At 56.0% G+C, this 19,828-nt stretch carries 18 protein-coding genes; 9 read left to right on the top strand and 9 right to left on the bottom strand.

All coding sequences use genetic code 11. From position 1 onward, the window contains the following. Nucleotides 1–57 precede the first annotated feature (57 nt). The 3 genes from QMN93_RS21730 to QMN93_RS21720 form a co-directional block, all read right to left on the bottom strand. Nucleotides 58–1,077, bottom strand: a complete 1,020-nt coding sequence (locus tag QMN93_RS21730) for a Zn-dependent oxidoreductase (RefSeq protein WP_064672412.1) — start codon at nucleotides 1,075–1,077, stop codon at nucleotides 58–60. A 14-nt stretch (nucleotides 1,078–1,091) separates the two neighbouring features. Further along, nucleotides 1,092–2,306 carry a D-mannonate dehydratase ManD gene (gene manD, locus QMN93_RS21725; RefSeq protein ID WP_032657497.1) on the bottom strand — a complete coding sequence of 405 codons (1,215 nt, stop codon included), beginning with the start codon at nucleotides 2,304–2,306 and terminating at the stop codon, nucleotides 1,092–1,094. A gap of 110 nt (nucleotides 2,307–2,416) precedes the next feature. After that, on the bottom strand, nucleotides 2,417–2,743 hold the full coding sequence (locus tag QMN93_RS21720; RefSeq protein WP_021241222.1) for a YnfA family protein: 327 nt from the start codon (nucleotides 2,741–2,743) through the stop codon (nucleotides 2,417–2,419). A gap of 152 nt (nucleotides 2,744–2,895) precedes the next feature. Between QMN93_RS21720 and QMN93_RS21715 the strand changes: the two genes are divergently transcribed. Both QMN93_RS21715 and speG read left to right on the top strand, forming a co-directional pair. After that, nucleotides 2,896–3,234, top strand: coding sequence for a DUF1283 family protein (locus tag QMN93_RS21715; protein WP_023311550.1), 339 nt, complete (start codon nucleotides 2,896–2,898; stop codon nucleotides 3,232–3,234). Then, nucleotides 3,234–3,794 (top strand): spermidine N1-acetyltransferase, encoded by a 561-nt coding sequence (speG, locus tag QMN93_RS21710; RefSeq protein ID WP_023311549.1) that lies wholly within the window; start codon nucleotides 3,234–3,236, stop codon nucleotides 3,792–3,794. Before QMN93_RS21715 ends, speG begins: the two co-directional genes overlap by 1 nt. A gap of 17 nt (nucleotides 3,795–3,811) precedes the next feature. On the opposite strand, the gene QMN93_RS21705 is transcribed toward speG, so the two are convergent. Further along, a complete protein-coding gene (locus QMN93_RS21705; protein ID WP_033145401.1) occupies nucleotides 3,812–4,522 on the bottom strand; it encodes a YnfC family lipoprotein in 711 nt (236 codons plus the stop codon). A gap of 104 nt (nucleotides 4,523–4,626) precedes the next feature. On the opposite strand from QMN93_RS21705, the gene QMN93_RS21700 reads away from it, so the two are divergent. The 3 genes from QMN93_RS21700 (at nucleotide 4,627) to dmsD (ending at nucleotide 8,171) form a co-directional block, all read left to right on the top strand. Beyond that, nucleotides 4,627–4,893: a DUF1161 domain-containing protein gene (locus tag QMN93_RS21700; RefSeq protein ID WP_029739394.1), complete on the top strand. Its 267-nt coding sequence runs from the start codon at nucleotides 4,627–4,629 to the stop codon at nucleotides 4,891–4,893. Between the two features lie 131 nt (nucleotides 4,894–5,024). Further along, nucleotides 5,025–7,463 (top strand): selenate/tellurate reductase subunit YnfE, encoded by a 2,439-nt coding sequence (gene ynfE, locus QMN93_RS21695; protein ID WP_193139176.1) that lies wholly within the window; start codon nucleotides 5,025–5,027, stop codon nucleotides 7,461–7,463. A 93-nt stretch (nucleotides 7,464–7,556) separates the two neighbouring features. Further along, the gene (gene dmsD, locus QMN93_RS21690; protein ID WP_193139174.1) at nucleotides 7,557–8,171 is read left to right on the top strand and encodes a Tat proofreading chaperone DmsD; all 615 of its coding nucleotides are present in this window, start codon (nucleotides 7,557–7,559) and stop codon (nucleotides 8,169–8,171) included. 39 nt (nucleotides 8,172–8,210) lie between these two features. Here the strand turns inward: dmsD and QMN93_RS21685 are convergent, their stop codons facing one another. Further along, nucleotides 8,211–9,926 (bottom strand): SulP family inorganic anion transporter, encoded by a 1,716-nt coding sequence (locus tag QMN93_RS21685; RefSeq protein WP_264884929.1) that lies wholly within the window; start codon nucleotides 9,924–9,926, stop codon nucleotides 8,211–8,213. Nucleotides 9,927–10,096: 170 nt separating this feature from the next. Further along, on the bottom strand, nucleotides 10,097–10,522 hold the full coding sequence (locus QMN93_RS21680) for a VOC family protein (protein ID WP_193139170.1): 426 nt from the start codon (nucleotides 10,520–10,522) through the stop codon (nucleotides 10,097–10,099). Between the two features lie 253 nt (nucleotides 10,523–10,775). On the opposite strand from QMN93_RS21680, the gene QMN93_RS21675 reads away from it, so the two are divergent. Next, on the top strand, nucleotides 10,776–11,324 hold the full coding sequence (locus QMN93_RS21675) for a hypothetical protein (RefSeq protein ID WP_226852631.1): 549 nt from the start codon (nucleotides 10,776–10,778) through the stop codon (nucleotides 11,322–11,324). A 122-nt stretch (nucleotides 11,325–11,446) separates the two neighbouring features. On the opposite strand, the gene QMN93_RS21670 is transcribed toward QMN93_RS21675, so the two are convergent. Then, nucleotides 11,447–12,283, bottom strand: coding sequence for a MipA/OmpV family protein (locus QMN93_RS21670; protein WP_193139169.1), 837 nt, complete (start codon nucleotides 12,281–12,283; stop codon nucleotides 11,447–11,449). Between the two features lie 203 nt (nucleotides 12,284–12,486). On the opposite strand from QMN93_RS21670, the gene QMN93_RS21665 reads away from it, so the two are divergent. The 3 genes from QMN93_RS21665 (at nucleotide 12,487) to QMN93_RS21655 (ending at nucleotide 15,169) form a co-directional block, all read left to right on the top strand. Further along, on the top strand, nucleotides 12,487–13,164 hold the full coding sequence (locus QMN93_RS21665; protein WP_048980503.1) for a response regulator transcription factor: 678 nt from the start codon (nucleotides 12,487–12,489) through the stop codon (nucleotides 13,162–13,164). Beyond that, nucleotides 13,164–14,552 (top strand): HAMP domain-containing sensor histidine kinase, encoded by a 1,389-nt coding sequence (locus QMN93_RS21660; protein ID WP_047061713.1) that lies wholly within the window; start codon nucleotides 13,164–13,166, stop codon nucleotides 14,550–14,552. The genes QMN93_RS21665 and QMN93_RS21660 overlap by 1 nt, the downstream gene beginning before the upstream one ends. Before the next feature lie 137 nt (nucleotides 14,553–14,689). Next, nucleotides 14,690–15,169 (top strand): Rrf2 family transcriptional regulator, encoded by a 480-nt coding sequence (locus QMN93_RS21655; protein ID WP_029739386.1) that lies wholly within the window; start codon nucleotides 14,690–14,692, stop codon nucleotides 15,167–15,169. A 97-nt stretch (nucleotides 15,170–15,266) separates the two neighbouring features. Here QMN93_RS21655 and oqxB read toward each other — a convergent pair whose 3' ends face one another. After that, nucleotides 15,267–18,422: a multidrug efflux RND transporter permease subunit OqxB gene (gene oqxB, locus QMN93_RS21650; protein ID WP_023311530.1), complete on the bottom strand. Its 3,156-nt coding sequence runs from the start codon at nucleotides 18,420–18,422 to the stop codon at nucleotides 15,267–15,269. A 24-nt stretch (nucleotides 18,423–18,446) separates the two neighbouring features. Further along, nucleotides 18,447–19,622, bottom strand: a complete 1,176-nt coding sequence (locus QMN93_RS21645) for an efflux RND transporter periplasmic adaptor subunit (protein ID WP_023335530.1) — start codon at nucleotides 19,620–19,622, stop codon at nucleotides 18,447–18,449. Between the last annotated feature and the right edge of the window lie 206 nt (nucleotides 19,623–19,828).

Raw genomic sequence — 19,828 nt, 5'->3', positions numbered from 1 at the left:
GGGTAAGATGCGTACCACATAGAGCCTGTCTGCGCAGGCTCTTAACCGCGTATAGGATTATTGCCCGAACGTGAGCAAGACTTTGCAGCACTGCCGCTGGTCTTTCTCAAACAGTTCAATGGCGTCTGTTACATGGTGATAGTCAAAGGCATGAGTGATCAGTTTTTCCGGGTCGATCAGCCCTTTTTTCAGCCAGTCGATGACGACCGGGAATTTGTTGGCATTGAGGCGCGAGGAGAAGATCGCCAGCTCTTTGCCGGTGATGCCCTGCTGGACAATCTGGCTCGGCTCGCTGGAGAACCCCATCAGCACGATGCGCGCCGCCGGAGAGGCCAGGGTAATCGCTTCCTGCAAAATCGACGGATGACAGGCGGCATCAATGATTAACGTCGGTTTGATGCCCCTTTCGTCCAGCGCGGCCTGCAGCGACCGCTCGCCGTTATTCAACACCCAGTCCGCGCCGCTGCGCTGGGCCATTTTCAGGCGTTCGTCGATGCGGTCAACCACGATAACCTGCTTCACCTTATAGACGCCCTTCAGCGCCTGCACGGTGACCAGCCCCATCGGCCCTGCGCCGTAAATCAGCGCGACGTCCTGCTCGGTGGGGTTGGCCTGCCCCGTCACGTTGGCGGCGATGGTGAAGGGTTCCACCATGACGGCGTGCCTATCAGGAATGTCATCCGGAATAGGCCAGGCATTTTTAGCGGGTACCGCCGCGTATTCGCTGAAGCCCCCGTCGCGGTGTACGCCCAGCACCACCAGCGAGGTGCAGACGTTCGGTTTTCCGACGGAACACGGATAGCAGTGTCCGCAGCTGATCACCGGATCGACCGAGACGCGCTGGCCCAGACGGGCACTGTCGACCCCCTCGCCTACGGCGTCAATCACGCCAAAAAACTCGTGGCCGATCGTGCGTGGATATTTCGCAAACGGGTTATGGCCGCGATAGATGTGGCTGTCCGAACCGCAGATCCCCGCCAGCGTGATTTTGACGCGAACTTCACCTGCACCTGGCGCCGGGAGTGGCCGCTCTTCAATCACCAGTTCGTTCGGCTGTTGAATCACTACGCTTTTCATCGTTCGCTCCTCGTTTACCAGTTCCACAGCGTGCCGTCCTCAAGACGGGCCACCGGCAGATAGGCCGGATCGTACGGGTATTTCGCCGCCAGCTTTTCATCAAACTCGATGCCCAGCCCCGGCCTGTCGCCCGGATGCATATAGCCGTTATCAAAGCGCCAGCTGTGCGGGAAGACTTCCAGCATCTGTTCGGAATAGCCCATATATTCCTGGACGCCAAAGTTTGGCACCCACAGGTCGAAATGCAGCGCGGCGGCGTGGCATACCGGCGAGAGATCCGACGGGCCGTGCGAGCCGGTGCGCACCTGGTAGAGCGAGGCAAAGTCCGCGATGCGACGCATCCCGGTGATCCCGCCCGCGTGGGTAATGGTGGTGCGAATATAGTCGATGAGCTGCTCTTCGATGAGCTGCTTGCAGTCCCAGATGCTGTTGAATACTTCGCCCACGGCAATTGGCGTGACGGTGTGCTGGCGAATGAGGCGGAAGCAGGCCTGGTTTTCCGCAGGCGTTGGATCTTCCATCCAGAACATGCGGAATTCCTCGATGCTCTTGCCGAATCGCGCCGCTTCGATTGGCGTCAGGCGGTGGTGCATGTCATGCAGAAGATGTTCATTGAAGCCGAATTTACTGCGCACCGCGTCGAACAGCTTCGGTGTGAAATCGAGGTATTTTTCGGTGGACCAGAGCTGCTCTTCCGGCCAGTCGCCTTTGGTCGCAGGCTCGTAGGCCAGCCCTTTACCTTTAGCCATCCCGTAGGTGGTTTTCATGCCCGGCACCCCGCACTGCACGCGGATCGCCTTGAAGCCCATCTCTTTATGGCGGGCGTAATCTTCCAGCACGTCGTCAATGGTGTGACCGGTCGTGTGGCAGTAAACCATCACGCCTTCACGGGATGCGCCGCCCAGCAGCTGGTAGAGCGGCATGTTGGCCGCTTTGGCTTTGATGTCCCACAGCGCCATGTCCACGGCGGAGATGGCCGACATGGTGACCGGGCCGCGACGCCAGTAGGCGCCCTTATAGAAAAACTGCCAGATGTCTTCGATACGGTGCGCATCGCGGCCAATCAGCTGCGGGCAGAGATGGTCTTTCAGGTAGGAAGCCACGGAGAGTTCACGCCCGTTTAGCGTGGCGTCACCGAGTCCGACAATACCCTCGTCGGTGGTGATTTTAAGGGTGACAAAGTTCCGCCCCGGGCAGGTAACAAACACGTCAGCCGCGACAATCTTCATAGTTCCTTTCCTTACATCATTCGTTGTGATGCTGGAAACTTACCCACTAACCAGACTACCATACAAGTATAATAATCATAAAATCCGCTAACGATCACAAAACCGGGGGCTCAGGCCCGCCCCCATCCCGCCACAATAATCAGCATGCCGCACAGGGCAATCAGCGCGCCGGCCCAGTCGTACGCGCTGAGCTTGACGCCGTCCACCACGCGTAACCACAGCAGTGCGGTACAGACATAGACGCCACCGTAAGCGGCGTAGACGCGGCCGCTGGCAGCCGGATGCAGCGTTAACAGCCAGACAAACAGGGCCAGCGCGACGCTTGCCGGGATGAGAAGCAATACGGATCCCCCCTTCTTCAGCCAGAGCCATGGCAGGAAGCAGCCGATGATTTCGCATAGCGCGGTGGCAAAAAAAAGCAGCGTCGTTTTGAGCATATTTCACGTCAGGTGAGGATTTATTTAGACATCATACCTGATGATATCCTTTACTTTTCCATACTTGCACCGCGGGTATGACGTCTTTTCGCTTTGGTGTAGAATCTGTTCGGGGTAACTTGATTATCTGCACCCGTTTAAAAGGAAACGCTATGACCACATTAAGCAAACGCCTTTGTCTGACAGCCCTGCTGGCGCTGTCATCGTTCGCCTTTGCCGCCTCTGCGACAGCGGAAACCAGCAAGCTCATTATTGAGTCTGGTGACAGCGCGCAAAGCCGCCAGAACGCCGCTATGGACAAAGAACAATGGAATGACACCCGCAGCCTTCGTCACAAGGTCAACAAACGTGCTGAAAAAGAGTGGGACAAAGAAGATGTCGCTTTTGACGCGCGCGATAAGTGTCAGCAAAGTGCAAACGTCAACGCCTACTGGGAGCCAAACACCCTGCGCTGCCTGGATCGCCGCACTGGCCGCACGGTAGCACCATAATGTCGGCGCCCTGCGACGTTAAGCTCCGTCCGCTGGAGCGTGAAGACCTGCGCTTCGTCCACCAGCTCGACAATAACGCCAGCGTGATGCGCTACTGGTTCGAAGAGCCGTACGAGGCTTTTGTTGAGCTGTCCGATCTCTACGATAAGCACATTCACGATCAGAGTGAACGTCGTTTTGTGGTGGAGTGTGAAGGCGAAAAAGCCGGTCTTGTGGAGCTGGTTGAAATCAACCATGTTCACCGCCGGGCGGAGTTTCAGATCATTATTTCCCCTGAGCATCAGGGAAAAGGCCTTGCCTCACGGGCAGCGAAGCTGGCAATGGATTACGGATTCAACGTTCTGAATCTCTACAAGCTTTACCTGATTGTGGATAAAGAGAACGAGAAAGCGATCCATATCTACCGCAAGCTGGGCTTTATGGTGGAAGGCGAGCTGATTCACGAGTTCTTTATCAACGGCGAATACCGCAATACCATTCGCATGTGCATCTTCCAGCATCAGCATCTTGCCGGGCACAAGCCGTCAGGCGCCAGCCTGCTGAAACCGACCGCGCAGTAACCTGCGCGGTTTTATTCTCAGTAGTATTCAATCGTGTTTTTGATGGTGTATTTGTGCTCAACGGCAGGTTTGACGCTATCGTCCGTGATCGTCAGGTCGCAGCTCACCGGATTATTGTGTCGATCGTAGTCGCAGCTCTGCTTCACGTTGCCCAGCGGCTTGTCATTCAACATGCTCACTGCCGAGTAATCCATTCTTTTGCGAACGTCTTTAGACGGCGTCGACTGCACGGACAGGTGCTGATCCCCCGAGACGGTGGTTTTGCCCAGCGGGTAGCCATCCGCATCGTAACGATACTTCACTTCCATCTCTTTGCCGTGCGCCGCCACCACAAAACCGTTGTCGTCGGTATCCCACGTTATCCCGGCTGACGGCAGTTCGGCCAGCTGGCATTTCCCCTGCAGCTTCACTTTTCGCTGCTGGGTTTCCGCATCAAGGTAGTAATTGGCATCCAGCACCAGCGCCACGCCGGTATTGGCCTCCAGGTCGTGCAGTTCCAGGGTATCGAAACACCCTTCCGCCGACACGGTGCCGGTCACCCGTTTGGACACTTCGCCCTTCTCGTTGAGCAGCGTCTGGGTGAAGTCTTTCACCGGGCCGCGCAGCGGATCAAAATCAAATTCGTTCGAGAAACTCGCCATCTCGGGCGTAAACGACAGCGGCGCGGAGCTGTTGTCGCACCCCACCAGTGTTGCTGCCAGTAGCGTTATCGCTGCGTATTTCTTCACATTTATTACCGTACAGGGAGATTATTCCCAATCATATTAGCAAATACAGTTGTTTACACGAAGCCTGCTAAAATTAATCTCTACACAGAGAAAAGGAGCTACAGATGAAACGGTTACCCTGGATTACCGCCCTGCTGTTAATGAGTGCCTCAACGGCCGCGCTGGCGGCACCGGATTCCTGCGAGCGCGTGAAAAGCGACATTCAGCAGAAAATTATCAACAACGGCGTGCCTGAATCAGGTTTTACGCTGAGCATTGTGCCGAACGATCAGGCTGACCAGGCGGGCACTCAGGTGGTAGGCCACTGCGCCAACGACACCTTTAAAATTTTGTACACCCGCACAGGCAACGGGGCTGCTGAAGCGCAGTAATTTACCCTCAATCCCCTTTGATTTGATGAGGATTAAGATTTAATACCCCCAAATCAGTAACACTCACCCCATCATTAGCCCGGTTATCATTTCGGGAAAAATAATACGTAATTATAATGATGGGGTGAGCCATGTCCGATACTGAACATCACGGCGGAATTAGCCGTCGAACTCTCGTGAAATCTACGGCAATAGGTTCTCTGGCGCTGGCCGCCGGCGGGATCTCGCTTCCTTTCGGCTTAAAAAGCGCCGCCGCGGCGGTGAAGAACGCCGTCCAGCCTTCTGGAGATAAAGTGGTGTGGGGCGCCTGCTCGGTCAACTGCGGCAGCCGCTGCGCGCTGCGTCTGCACGTCCGCGACGACGAAGTGTATTGGGTCGAAACGGATAACACCGGTGAAGATATTTACGGTAACCATCAGGTGCGCGCCTGCCTGCGCGGTCGTTCTATTCGCCGTCGGATCAATCATCCTGACCGTCTCAACTACCCGATGAAACGCGTGGGCAAACGCGGTGAAGGCAAGTTTGAGCGCATCACTTGGGATGAAGCGCTGGACGCTATCACCGCCAGCCTGAAAGACGTGGTCGACAAATACGGCAACGAAGCGGTGTATATTAACTACTCCTCCGGCATTGTCGGCGGCAATATCACCCGCTCCTCCCCTTACGCTTCGCTGGTGGCGCGCCTGATGAACTGCTACGGCGGTTTCCTGAGCCACTACGGCACCTACAGCACGGCGCAAATCGCCTGCGCCATGCCCTACACCTACGGCAGCAACGACGGGAACAGCACCTCGGATATTGAAAACACCAAACTGGTGGTGATGTTCGGCAATAATCCGGCGGAAACGCGCATGAGCGGCGGTGGGATTACCTATTATCTGGAGCAGGCTCGCGAGCGGTCCAACGCGCGAATGATCGTTATCGACCCGCGCTATACCGATACGGCAGCCGGACGCGAAGACGAGTGGATCCCTATACGTCCGGGTACCGATGCCGCGCTGGTGGCGGGTATTGCCTGGGTTTTGATCGACGAAAACCTGGTCGACCAGCCGTTCCTGGATAAATACTGCGTGGGCTATGACGAAAAAACGCTGCCGGAAGGCGCGCCCGCTAACGGCCACTACAAAGCTTACATTCTCGGCCAGGGCGATGACAACACGGCGAAAACGCCGGAGTGGGCCTCACGCATCACCGGCATTCCCGCGGATCGCATCATCAAACTTACTCGTGAAATCGGCTCCGCGAAACCGGCCTATATCTGCCAGGGGTGGGGACCACAGCGCCAGGCGAACGGCGAGCTGACGTCCCGCGCCATCGCCATGCTGCCAATCCTCACCGGAAACGTCGGCATCAACGGCGGTAACAGCGGCGCGCGCGAGTCGACCTACACCATTACCATCGAACGTATGCCGATACCGGATAACCCGGTCAAAACGCAAATCTCCTGCTTCAGCTGGACGGACGCCATCGCCCGCGGGCCGGAGATGACCGCCCTGCGCGACGGCGTGCGCGGTAAGGATAAGCTGGACGTGCCGATTAAGTTCATCTGGAACTATGCGGGCAACACCATCATCAACCAGCACTCCGATATCAATAAAACTCACGAGATCCTGCAGGACGAAAGCAAGTGCGAAATGATTGTCGTCATCGACAACTTCATGACCTCGTCAGCGAAGTACGCCGATATCGTGTTGCCGGACCTGATGACCGTCGAGCAGGAAGATATCATTCCTAACGATTACGCCGGTAACATGGGCTACCTGATTTTCCTCCAGCCCGTGACCGCGCCGAAGTTCGAGCGTAAGCCGATCTACTGGATCATGAGCGAAGTGGCGAAACGCCTCGGGCCGGACATCCACCAGAAATTCACCGAAGGACGCACTCAGGAACAGTGGCTGCAGTTCCTGTATGCCAAAATGCTCGAGAAAGATCCTCAGCTTCCTTCCTATGACGAGCTGAAAAAAATGGGTATTTATAAGCGTAAAGATCCGAACGGACACTTTGTGGCCTATAAAAAATTCCGCGAGAACCCGGAAGCCCATCCGCTGAAAACGCCATCTGGCAAGATTGAGATTTACTCCAGCAAGCTGGCGGAGATTGCGGCTACCTGGGAGCTGGAAAAAGATGAGACCATCAGCCCTCTGCCCGTCTACGCGTCGACCTTTGACGGCTGGGACGCCCCCGAGCGCGCGCAGTTCCCGCTGCAGCTGTTCGGCTTCCACTTCGAGGCCCGTACCCACTCGAGCTACGGTAACGTCGACGTGCTGAAAGCGGCCTGTCGCCAGGAGGTGTGGCTTAATCCTGTCGATGCAGCAAAACGCGGCATCAAGAACGGCGATACGGTGCGCGTATTTAACGATCGCGGCGAGGTGCGAATTGAAGCGAAGGTCACGCCACGCATCATGCCCGGCGTGAGCGCCATGGGCCAGGGAGCGTGGCATGATGCCAATATGAATGGCGATCGTATCGATCACGGCTCATGCATCAACACGCTGACGACCCATCGACCTTCTCCGCTGGCTAAAGGCAACCCGCAGCACACCAATCTGGTGCAGATTGAGAAGGTGTAGAGGGTGAAACGCGAGACCCTGGTTTATTCTGTGGTCAGTATTATCGGTTAACACAGTCGCGCGGGCGTCATCCGCGCGAGCAAGGAAAGTTTAATGAAAGACGTCTCACATCGTGAATCGTTCGCGTTCAGCGCCCGGGTGCTGGGCGCGCTGTTTTATTTTGCTCCCGACAGCGAGCAGGCCGCGCCGCTGGTGAAAGCGCTCACCGCTGGCGAATGGGTTCAGGACTGGCCCCTGCCTTCGGAAACGCTGCAGCCGGTTGCCGATACGTTTGCCTCATCTTCCGATGAGCCGCTGACGGACGCCTGGCAACGGCTGTTTATTGGTCCGTATGCCCTGCCCGCTCCGCCGTGGGGTTCCGTCTGGCTGGACCGTGAATCCGTATTGTTTGGCGACTCGACCCTCGCGCTGCGCCAGTGGATGCGGGAGAACAATATCGCGTTTGAGATGCAGCAGAATGAGCCGGAAGATCATTTCGGTGCTTTGCTGCTGCTCGCAGCGTGGCTGGCCGAGAACGACCGCGAAGCGGAGTGCGATCGGCTTCTGGCGTGGCACCTGCTGCCGTGGAGCACCCGCTTCCTGTCGGTGTTTGTCGACAACGCCGGGCATCCGTTTTATACCGCGCTGGGCAGGCTTGCGCAGCTGACGCTCGCGGACTGGCGATCCGGGCTGCTTATTCCGGTTACGGAAAAGACGCTGTATCGCTAAGGGTGTGGCTTGCTCGCGGGTGGCGGGCAAGCCTTTAGCTTATACCTCGCCACCTGATTCACTCGCACTCTCCTTGCTTTGAATGAACCGAAGTGCCAGATAGAGGTCTTGCGCCAGAATCATGTCATCATCATTCATCGTTGGTCGGCTATCTTTAAACCAGCGCGTTAATTCCGTTTTTCTGCCCGCAAGGATTAACGTAATCTCTCGACCTTTCAGATCGCGCTTTAACTCATTTATGGTTGCCAGAACGCTGATATCTGAATAGGTGAAGCAAGCAACGGCATCAATGACCACCCATTTAGGCTGTACTGCTGCACCATCAACCAGGTTCAATACCCGGCGTTTAAAATAAGCCACGTTAAAATAGGTCAACGGTGAGTTAAATCGATACATCAGCACGCCCGGGACCATTTTAATATCGGTTGTATTACCTAATGAGTGAATCATGCCATCGTCGTCAGTTCCCAGTAAGTGCTCAGAGGGACGAAACACCGTACGCAGGAACTGTAACAGGCCAAGCAACACCGCAAGGCCGATCCCCTGGATAACGCCGATAATTAACACACAGCCAAACGTGAAAAAGGCCAGGCGAAATGCCTGTTTATTTCTTCGCCTCAGATTCCACAACCCGCGCAGATCAATTAATGAACAGGATGCGTACATCAGAACAATTCCTAATGCAGATACCGGAATAAATTGTAATGGCTGAGTGAAAAACACCACTACGATACCGATGAGTAAGGCTGCGACGATGGAAACCAGCTGACTTTTCCCACCCACTGAATCATTAACCGCGGTACGGGAATCGGCACCACTGATAGCAAACCCCTGAGATAATCCCGACATGAGGTTTGCAATCCCCAGCGCCCGGAACTCTGCATCAGCATTAATTTCATAGCCATTTTTCGCGGCGAAACTGCGGGCGGTCAGCATCAGGCTGACAAAACTGACCAACGCCAGGTTCAGTGCCGGGATCACTAAATCACGCATCGGACCGGGCTGGAAGGCGCCCCAGTTAACGACGGGTAAACCAGGCTGGAAGCCTTCCCCCCCAATAGTGGCAATACCGTACTGTTGCGCAGATGTCGCCCATACCAGTAACGTTGTCATCACAATGGCAATCAACGGTGCTGGCCAGTGGCTGCGATACGTTTTGATCGCCATTAAAATAATTAACGTTAAAAGCGATATCCCAACGGTTAATAAATGGCTGTCTGAAAGACGTCCTGGCAAGGCCATTATTTTCTCAATAACCTGCGCTTCGTCGAGTTTTATCCCCAACACCTTGCCTAATTGCCCGACAATAATCGTCACGGCAACGCCATTAAGCAAACCCGTAAGGATGGGATGTGAAAGCAGATCGGCAAGTGCGCCCAGGCGGAATTTACTGGCAAGCAGACACCACCCGCCCATCATCAACGTCATGATAATGGTCAGCTGCCAGTGCAGTTCGGGATTACCTGCAGAAAGAGGAAACACGACGGCCGCAATAACCGCGCAGGTCGTGGCATCAGGGCCCACAATAAGCTGACGTGAAGAACCAAAGAGTGCATACGCTATCATCGGTAAAACGCAGGAATAGAGCCCCACTATTGCCCCAACACCCGCCAATTCAGCATAAGCAATAGCCACCGGAAGCGCTACAGCCGCAACGGATAACCCGGCTTTAACATCATTTTTTAGCCAGCTTTTATCGTAGGCTAACAAAGTTTGTAAACCTGGCATGAAGTTTAGCAATTGTTTTCCGAACACGTTGTTCTCCGGATAGGAATATTAGCCACGTCATGCTGGCACACTTCTCAGTGAGGTTCTGGCTTTCAAATGCTCCGGATTAAGGCCGCCACTGTTCAGAATCTAATAACAGTTCAACTATTTATTATTCTGACTGGTGTTAAACATAGTTCAAAAACGACCGCTTGTGACTATTCTTCGTCTGAGAACGTATCGGCTTCAGGAGAATAATGCTGACAAACGCATGCCAGCTTATGCCCGTCAGGATCGCGCAGATAGGCAACATAAAAATCGGGGCCGTATGCGGTTCGTGTCCCGGGCATGCCTTCACTCCTCCCTCCCGCAAGAAGGCCTGCTGCATGGAAACGTCTGACAAGCTCCGCGTTAGCTGCACGGAATGCGAACATTGTCCCGTTTCCCGCCGTTGCGGGTTGTCGGTCAAACGGAGGACAAATACAGAAGCTAAACCCCTCATCTGGATTATTTTCATCTCCCCACATTGCCCAGTCCTCGGTCCAGGCAGGCAAACGTGAATAGCCAAGCACGTTAAAAATAGCGTCATAAAACGCCGCGGCGCGCTGAAGATCATTTGTACCTATGGTGATATAAGTCAGCATCTTGCCACCTCCTCTTTGCCGTTTTCTGAACAGCGATTATACCTCAGAGTCTATGATTTTAGCGGCGGCAAAAGGCTGATTTTCACTCCTGTAAGCGCGTGGGGTAAGAGTTCGCAGAACATGTTCTATCGTAATTTCAGCCCCCAATCCGTGACGTGAATATCTCGAGTTTTGGTATGTATGCTAAAATTTATCCAGCTGAAGACCGAAAACAGTCCTTATAATTTCAGTACGTTAGCCAAAGTGAGCGAATATGGATAATATTCCACATAAGCAGGCAGTTCGGAAAAGATGCCCCACATGGCTGTGGTGCGGAAGTTTTTATCTTTTTACGTTGCATTGCTCTGCAGATGAAATAAATCTGTATTCAATAAACACCGGCTCATACGTTTATCATCTGACCCATAATCGAGGACAATACACGGAGAACTTTGAAAATAAGTTCATATCCGTGGAGAGGAAATTATCGGATACGTCGAAATACAGTCTTGTGCTAGGGACAATGAAAAACAGCTTTAATGACAGATGCCTGGCTGCCGGCGTAAGAAGAGACTGGGCTGGATGGGATAACGGTTGGGTTTTTAAAGGAATCTATGGATATGTAGGTGAATTTTTCTTTGATACTTTCGATGATTGTGGTGACCATGGTTCATACCATGATTTTAAAAAAGCAACGGGGATAGGATTTTCGCCCTATATATATCATGGGTTCCAGTATAATTTTACGTCTTATTTTGGAATGGATGTGGGCATTATCATACCTTCCGTGTTTGTCATTACGGCACAATGGAGCTTTAGATAAATCCGTCAACCACGTGTGCAGTGCTGTCACTGTCTGCAAAGGGAACCGCCCCGCCATCTCAACCGGAGCGGCTTTAATTACCGCAAGTGCCTGCTCAAAACGTTAAGCCACCGCAGCCAACATCAAAAACTGTACGCCACCTTCAAACTCCCCGTGGGCGATGTTTTGCGTTGCACAATGGGACTATCACCCGCATCCCCCGTCAGCTGCGTAACGCCCGCTGAGGCAAGGACGCTCCAGCGCGAGGTGAGCCTGTGGGTCCAGTCAAGATTCATCGAGTAGCCATAAATCCCCGCCCCGGCGTCATGTCGGGCAAATCCCGATGCGCTCGACTGAGCGGCGCTGACCCCGTAGTAGGTCTTCATGTACTTGTCGGATCCCCAGCTGCCGATCAGCGCCAGCGTCACCTCATTTTTTGGTGAGGTATAGAACGGGCTGGAAATGCCGAAATGCACCGCTTCACCGTTGTCCCTCTCAGAAACCGGAACCTCTGCCTGCAGCTGCAGGTGAAGCCAGTCGGTCACCCTGTACTCAAGCCCTGGCACAACGATTGCCGAGCCTTTTATCTCGCCCATTCCTCGCAGCTCGTCGCTGCCGGAGCTGATCGAATCGCTGCTCACGTCTTTATCTTTACGGCCAACTCGATAGCTCAGCGCGGCGCTGTAATCCAGGTTGCCGATGTTGTTGCCGTAACCGATCCCTCTCGTGGTGCCGATAAAAAAGCCGTTTGCCATGGCGTACTCCACCACCTGAGCCGCACTGACGCGGGTTTTATCAGAACCCGAGTAGCGCGACGCGACGTCCACGCCGCCCCCCAGGGTTAAGACGTTACCCTGGCTCTGTTCTGCCGCCAGTACGGGCGTGGCCAGTAACGCCAGAACGACGCCCGGCACGAGGTTTTTCAGGCTGCGGCCCAGGAGTAAATGGGGGAACGTATGACGCAGTTCGATGTTTCTCATTAAAGAAGCCCTTTTGGATTCAAATGATGACGATGCATGCGGTTAACCGCCAGAACGCCCATTTTGAATACCGACCCTAAGGTTCTTATGAGCCGAACATGAAGAAACACTGAAGCGCGAGCCGGTGCTGTAATCCGGGCAGGTTTCCTGATACCGTTTTTTTCTTAAGAAGTTCTTCATTCACGGTTGATACAGTTACCAGTGTGAAAATTCTACTAATCGAAGACGACCTGGATCTCGGCAACGGCGTACGTATCGCCCTCTCCGATCAAGGGTTTGACGTCATATGGGTTCGCCGCAAAGAGGATGCGCTGCATCAGCTGGACGTCTGCGTGCCGGAACTTATTTTGCTCGACCTGGGGCTGCCCGACGGCGACGGCATGAGCCTGATGGCGCGTTTGCGTCAGCAGCTCAAGGGGATCCCGGTCATCATTCTGACGGCGCGAGGCACGCTGCAGGATCGGCTGTGCGGGCTGGATGCGGGTGCAGACGACTATCTCGTCAAGCCATTTATTCTCGCCGAGCTGCTGGCGCGGGTGAGAGCCCTGGCGCGGCGCAGCTACGGTTTCGAAAATGAGGCGATAGAAATCCGAGGCTTATCGCTTCATGTTCCAACGCGTCGCGTGACGGTGAGCGCGCGCCACGTAGACCTGACGGCGAGTGAATATGCGCTGCTGGAAACGCTGATGCTGCGCGCTGACCGCGTGATTACGCGACGGTTTCTGGAAGAACGGATATTCGGCAACAAAGAGAACCTCAGCAATGCGCTCGATGTGCATATGGGAAATTTGCGGCGAAAAATCGGCGATGGCTATGTGCGAACGGTGCGGGGCGTCGGGTATGTCATTGATACCGTTTCAGTCCAGAAGGTGACAGGGTAATGCAAAACGTCTGGTACCACCTGAGACGCCCAACGCTGGTACGGCGAATTATTATCGCCCAGCTGCTGCTGCTTACCCTGCTGTGGTGTCTATTTTTAACCTTTATTCTGTGGGAGGACCTGCGCAGCCCTCCCATCCTTACGGGCAGTCATACCTACGACACCCTTTTTACCCTGGTCGAGCGGATGGACGAACACCCGCAGGATCGCACCGCGGTGCTGGAAGCTTTTAGCAAGGCGCTGCGTGAGGGCTATGGCGGCGGCGAAGATCCCGCGCTGTCAATCAACTTCATCGTGCGCAAAAATAACGCGATTATTTTTTCATCGCCTGATGCGCCAACGGGAGTAACCAACACCCGGTTTGGGGAAATGCAGCGTGTTCAGAGCGATGGTCGTACCTGGACCAGCCGAACCCTTAAATCCGCTCATTCCGACGTGGAGGTTACCCTTTTCACCCCGGCCGGCGGCTGGAACTTCTTTATCTATCTGAACTCGCGCGGCTACTACATCATGCCGCTGCTGGTCTGCTTCCCTTTTCTTCTGTTTCCCGCGTGGCTGTCAATCCGCATTGCAATGCGCCCCTGGAACAAGGTGGTCAATGAAATTACGCTACGCACGCCTGACGATCTCTCCCCTTTAAAAGCCGTTCCCGGACACAGGGAGCTTCGCCAGATGGTGGATGCGATCAATGACTTCCTTGCCAGGGTGCGCGAAAGCGCGGAAAGGGAACGGGTTTTCATTGCGGATGCCGCGCACGAGCTGCGTACGCCCCTCGCGGCGATGCGCATCAACGTGGAAGCGCTGCAGTCCTGGGTCATCAGTGAGAGCCAGCAGGAGCTGCTTGCGGGGGTGATTCGCAGCAACAGCCGGGCAGCGCGTCTCGTCAACCAGCTGCTGCTGATGATGCACAGCGAAGCACGCATTGATACGGAAATGGAGACCGTGCCGCTGACGACGCTCATCCAGGAGCGAATGGCCGAACTGGAACCGCTGGCGTCTGCGCGCAGGATTGAGCTGGAGTTCTTCGCCGAGGATGACATCTGGATCCCCGGCGTCAGGGAACGCCTGGTATCGCTTATTGATAACCTCATTGAGAACGCCGTGAAGTACAGTCCCGAGGGCGGGCGGATTCAGGTCGATGTCTGCATAGCAGATGGCTTCGCGCGGCTTCGAGTTTCAGATGCAGGGCCCGGTATTCCGGTTGAACTGCGCGAGCGCGTGTTCGACCGGTTTTTCCGCGACCCCAATCAGGTGCAAAGCGGGAGCGGGCTGGGGCTTGCCATCGTCAAAGCGGTGGCGCAGCAACACAACAGCAGCGTAAACCTGAGTACTTCCGCTGAAGGTGGCCTGATGGTGACGGTTGACTTCCCGAACCGCACGTTTTGCTAAATCAGAACAGGGGGTTCGATCGCAAATGCCGCAGATTGCTTCAAAATAATTACCGTATTTGTTATATTGTTGTTTATTGCTTATTCACCTCTGCGGTGCCAAAAAGAACAAGATTCACCGCAACCCAGGACAGAGAAATGTTAGATTACCGCTTCCCGACAGCTTTGCAGATGGTTCTCAGCGTAGCGATGGCGGAGCAATTGGGTGAACGTTCCACGAGTGCGATTCTGGCCTACGGCCTTGAAGCGAACCCGAGCTTCATCCGCAAATTGATGGTTCCGCTGACGCGTGACGGCATTATCGTCTCAACGCTTGGCCGTAACGGCTCAATTCATCTTGGTCGCCCGCCGGAAGAGATCACCCTGCGCGACATCTACCTTTCGGTTATCGAAGATAAAAAGCTGTGGGCGTCGCGCCCTGACGTGCCGGCCCGCTGCGTGGTCAGCGCTAACGCCTGCTGGTACTTCAAATCGATATCCGAAGAAGCCGAGGAGGCTTCGTTAGCGGTACTGGCCCGCCATACCGTGGCCAGCGCCCTTGAAGCGGTCAAAAACGCCGATAGCAGCGGATGGGATCCGCTCCCGGACCTTATTGCCCAGTATCAAAAAACGTCTTAGCGAACTTGCCGGGTGGCGCTGCGCTAACCCGGCCTACATTCAGATGTAAAAAAACCGCCTTCACAATGAAGGCGGTTTTTTATTATCTGCAGCGTTCCTACGCGGGCAGAACGTCCCTTTCCTCTTTTTTCCCGCGCGTCACGAACTTACGCAGCGTCACGTAAAACACCGGCGTCAGGAACAGACCAAACAGCGTCACGCCCAGCATCCCGGAGAAGACCGTGATCCCGGTGACGCCGCGCACTTCTGCGCCCGCGCCGTGGCCGAGGATCAGCGGAATAGTCCCGGCAATAAAGGCGATGGAGGTCATCACAATCGGGCGTAAACGCAGGCGACACGCCTCCAGCGCGGCTTCCATAATGCCTTTGCCCTGAATTTCCAGCTCGCGGGCAAACTCCACGATAAGAATCGCGTTTTTACACGCCAGCCCCATCAGCACCACCAGCCCTACCTGCACGAACACGTTGTTATCGCCACCGGTCAGCCAGACGCCAAACAGCGCGGAAAGCATGGTCATCGGCACGATAAGGATCACCGCCAGCGGCAGCGTCCAGCTTTCATACAGCGCCGCCAGGACCAGGAACGCCAGCAGCACCGCGACCGGGAAGACGATCAGCGCCGTATTGCCCTGGGTGGCCTGCTGGAAGCTCAGATCCGTCCATTCAATGTTCATCCCGTTCGGCAGGATCTGCTTAGACATCGCGTCCAGCTGCGTCATCGCCTGCGCAGACGAAAGCACGCGCGGGTCGGCATCGCCAATCAGATCCGCCGCCGGGTAGCCGTTGTAGCGGATCACCGGATCCGGCCCGTAGGTGGTCGTGATTTTCACCATGCTGCCAATCGGCACCATTTCGCCCTGGCTGTTACGGGTGCGCAGATTCGCAATGTCTTCCACGCTGTCGCGGAACTGCCCGTCGGCCTGCGCCATCACGCGCCAGGTACGCCCGAACTGGTTGAAATCGTTCACGTACGACGAGCCCAGATAGGTTTGCAGCGTACCGAAAAGATCGGTCAGCAATACGCCCTGCGCTTTCGCCTTGTCACGGTCTACCTGCACGTCCAGCTGCGGAACGTTAGCCTGGTAGGTTGAGATCGGGAAGTGCATTCCCGGGGTCTGCATAATCGCCCCGGACATGGTGTTCACCGCGTTTTGCAGCGCGCCATACCCCAGACCGCCGCGATCCTGAATGTACAGGGAATAACCCGACCCCTGTCCCAGCCCTAAAATCGGCGGCGGCAGAATGGAGAAGCCAAAGCCTTCCTGAATTTGCGCGATTTTCGCGTTAATCTCCGCGTTTATTTCCGCCGCAGTATGTTTGCGCTGGTCGAACGGCTTCAGGCCAAAGAAGACCGTTCCGGTATTCGGCGTGTTGGTAAACTGCAGCGCGTTCAGACCCGGAAACGCGACCGCGTAGTCCACGCCTTCGGTATTCATCCCGATTTCGCTCATTTTGCGGATCACCGCGTCGGTGCGCGCCAGCGAAGAACCTTCCGGCATTTTCACGCCGCCAATCAGGTACAGCTTATCCTGCGTCGGAATAAATCCGCCGGGCACCGCTTTAAACATCACGCCTGCGGCACAGAGCAGCAGCAGATACACCACAAATACCGAGCCGCGCCGTCCCAGCGTTTTGCCCACCAGCCCCTGATAGCCGTTCGAGCTGCGGTGGAAAAAGCGGTTAAACGGACGGAAAATCCAGCCGAACAGACGATCGATAAGCCGGGTCGGGAAATCTTTCGGCGCGCCGTGCGGTTTTAACAGCAGTGCCGCCAGCGCCGGAGAGAGCGTCAGCGAGTTAATGGCGGAGATGACCGTGGAAATCGCGATCGTCACCGCAAACTGCTTGTAGAACTGACCGGTAACGCCCGAGAGAAACGCCATCGGCACAAACACCGCGCACAGCACCAGCGCAATCGCGATGATCGGCCCGGACACTTCGCGCATCGCCTGATGCGCCGCCGCAAGCGGAGCAAGCCCCTCTTCTATGTTTCGCTCGACGTTTTCCACCACCACGATGGCGTCGTCCACCACGATGCCGATGGCCAGCACCAGCCCGAACAAACTCAGGGTATTCAGCGAGAAGCCGAGCAGGTAGAGAATGCTGAAGGTACCCACCACCGAAACCGGCACCGCGATCAGCGGAATGATCGACGCGCGCCAGGTTTGCAGGAACAGGATCACCACCAGCACTACCAGCACCACCGCTTCCAGCAGCGTTTGCACGACCGCACGGATGGAGTCGCGCACGAAAACGGTTGGATCGTAAGGTGCCGCCCATTTCATGTCCGCCGGGAAGCGCGTGGACAGTTCGTCCATTTTCGCGCGCACCGCGTTAGACAAATCAATGGCGTTCGCCCCCGGCGACTGGAAGATACCAATCCCGACCGCGTCTTTATTGTTCAGCTGGGAACGCAGCGCATAGCTGCCGGACCCCATTTCGATACGCGCCACGTCGCGCAGGCGGACGACTGTACCGTCCTGCGTCGTTTTCAGGACAATATTGCCGAACTCTTCTTCGGTATGCAGACGCCCCTGGGCGTTAATGGAGATCAGGAAATCGCTCTCTTTCGGCAGCGGCTCGGCGCCAAGCTGCCCGGCGGATACCTGTACGTTCTGCTCCTGCATCGCCGTCACCACGTCCGACGCGGTCAGCCCGCGGGCCGCCACCTTGTTAGGATCCAGCCAGACGCGCATCGCGTATTCACCCGAGCCGAAAATCTGGATCTGGCCGACGCCGGGCAGGCGCGCCAGCTCGTCCTTCACCTTCAGCGTGGCGTAGTTACGCATATACAGGGAGTCGTACTTACCGTTGGGCGAAAACAGATGCACCACCAGCGTTAGCGTCGGGGACTGTTTCTGTGTGGTAATGCCCAGGCGCCGGACGTCTTCCGGCAGACGCGCTTCGGCCTGCGCGACGCGGTTTTGCACCTGCACCTGCGCCTGATCCGGGTCGGTACCCGGACGGAAGGTGACGGTGGTGACCAGCACGCCGTCGGAGCCCGCGACGGACTTCATGTACATCATGTTCTCAACGCCGTTGATCGCCTCTTCCAGCGGCGTCGCCACCGTCTCGGCAATCACTTTCGGGTTGGCGCCCGGGTACTCCGCGCGCACCTGCACGCTTGGCGGCACGACGTCAGGATATTCGCTCACCGGCAGCAGCGGGATGGCGATTAACCCTGTGATAAAAATCAGAATCGACAGCACCGCGGCAAAGATCGGCCTGTCGATGAAAAAGCGGGAAAAGTCCATGGATAGGATTCTCAGGTCAAGGGATCAGTTGAGGGCGCTGGTGGCGGTCATGGCAACGGTTTTCGCGTTAACCGGCATCCCCGGCATAAACACTTTCTGTAAACCCTCGACGATGACTTTATCGCCAGGGTTCAGCCCCTGCCGCACGATGCGTAAACCGTCTGCCAGACGGCCCGGCGTAATGTCGCGGCGCTGCGCTTTCCCCTCTTTATCGACGATATAAACGTACTTACGATCCTGATCGGTCAGCACCGCTTTGTCGTCGATAAGCGTGGCTTTGAACTCCGCGCTGCCCGGCAGGCGGACGCGGGCAAAAAGTCCCGGCGTGAACTGACGCTGGGCGTTATCCAGCAGCGCGCGCATGCGGATGGTGCCGGTACTCGGCGTCAGCTGATTATCCAGGAAGTCCACCTTGCCCTGATGGGGATAGCCCTCCTCGCCCGTCAGGCCAATCTCAACCGGAAGCGCCGTGTGATTGCTGGACGCCCCCTGCCCGCTGCGGGCCAGATTCTGGTAGTGAAGGTAGGTCGACTCGTCCACGTCAAAGTAGACGTAAACCGTCTTCTGCGAGACCAGCGTGGTGAGAACGCTGGCGGTGTCGCCCGCAGTCACCAGGTTGCCGCTGGTGATCAGCGCCCGGCTGGCGCGACCGTCGATAGGCGCGGTGACTTTGGTGAAGTCCAGGTTGAGCTGCGCGGCGTCCACTGCCGCCTGCGCGGCACGAATATCAGCCTGCGCCTGAGTGGCGGCCGAACGACGCTGCTCCCACTCTTCACGGGAAACAACGTTAGTATTGACCAGCTTATCGGTACGGTTAGCCTCACTTTGCGCCAGGCTGGCCTGCGTTTTAGCTCTCGCCAGGTTCGCCTGCGCCTGTTCCAGCGCCGCGCGATAGGTTCGGTCATCAATCGTGAACAGCACCTCACCCTTCTTCACTTCCTGGCCGTCGGTGTAATTCACTTTATCAATGTAGCCGGACACGCGCGGACGGAGCTGAACGCTCTCCACCGCTTCAATCCGGCCGTTAAAGCTATCCCACTGGCTAATGGATTTCACCACCACGTCAGCAGCGCTGACGGCGGGCGCAGGCGGCGCGGCGTTTTGCGCGACGCTGTTGTCGCATCCGACGAGCAGCACGGAGAGCAACATGACCCCCAGCGCGTTCAGATGAAAGTTACCCCAGGTTTTTTGCAGGCTCATTATTTTTATTCCGGTAATTGTCGCCGCCGGGCAAGACGCAGCAGGAGGCACTGCGCCACTTCCTTTGTCCGGTGGCTGTCTTAAGGCCATTTGTGTCGTTCATCGCCACAAAACTGTAACAGTTGCGAATACACTATCGCGGCGATTGTAGGAAGGCGCTTAACTAAGTGCAAGAATAATTGTTGCACTTTATGTGCTATTTGAGC

The organism is Enterobacter sp. R-1.6.2 (genome assembly GCF_035064085.1).
Taxonomy (GTDB): Bacteria; Pseudomonadota; Gammaproteobacteria; order Enterobacterales; family Enterobacteriaceae; genus Enterobacter; species Enterobacter asburiae_B.
The sequence above is the reverse complement of the archived record's forward strand: the minus strand, read 5'-3'. Positions and strand labels throughout refer to the sequence as shown.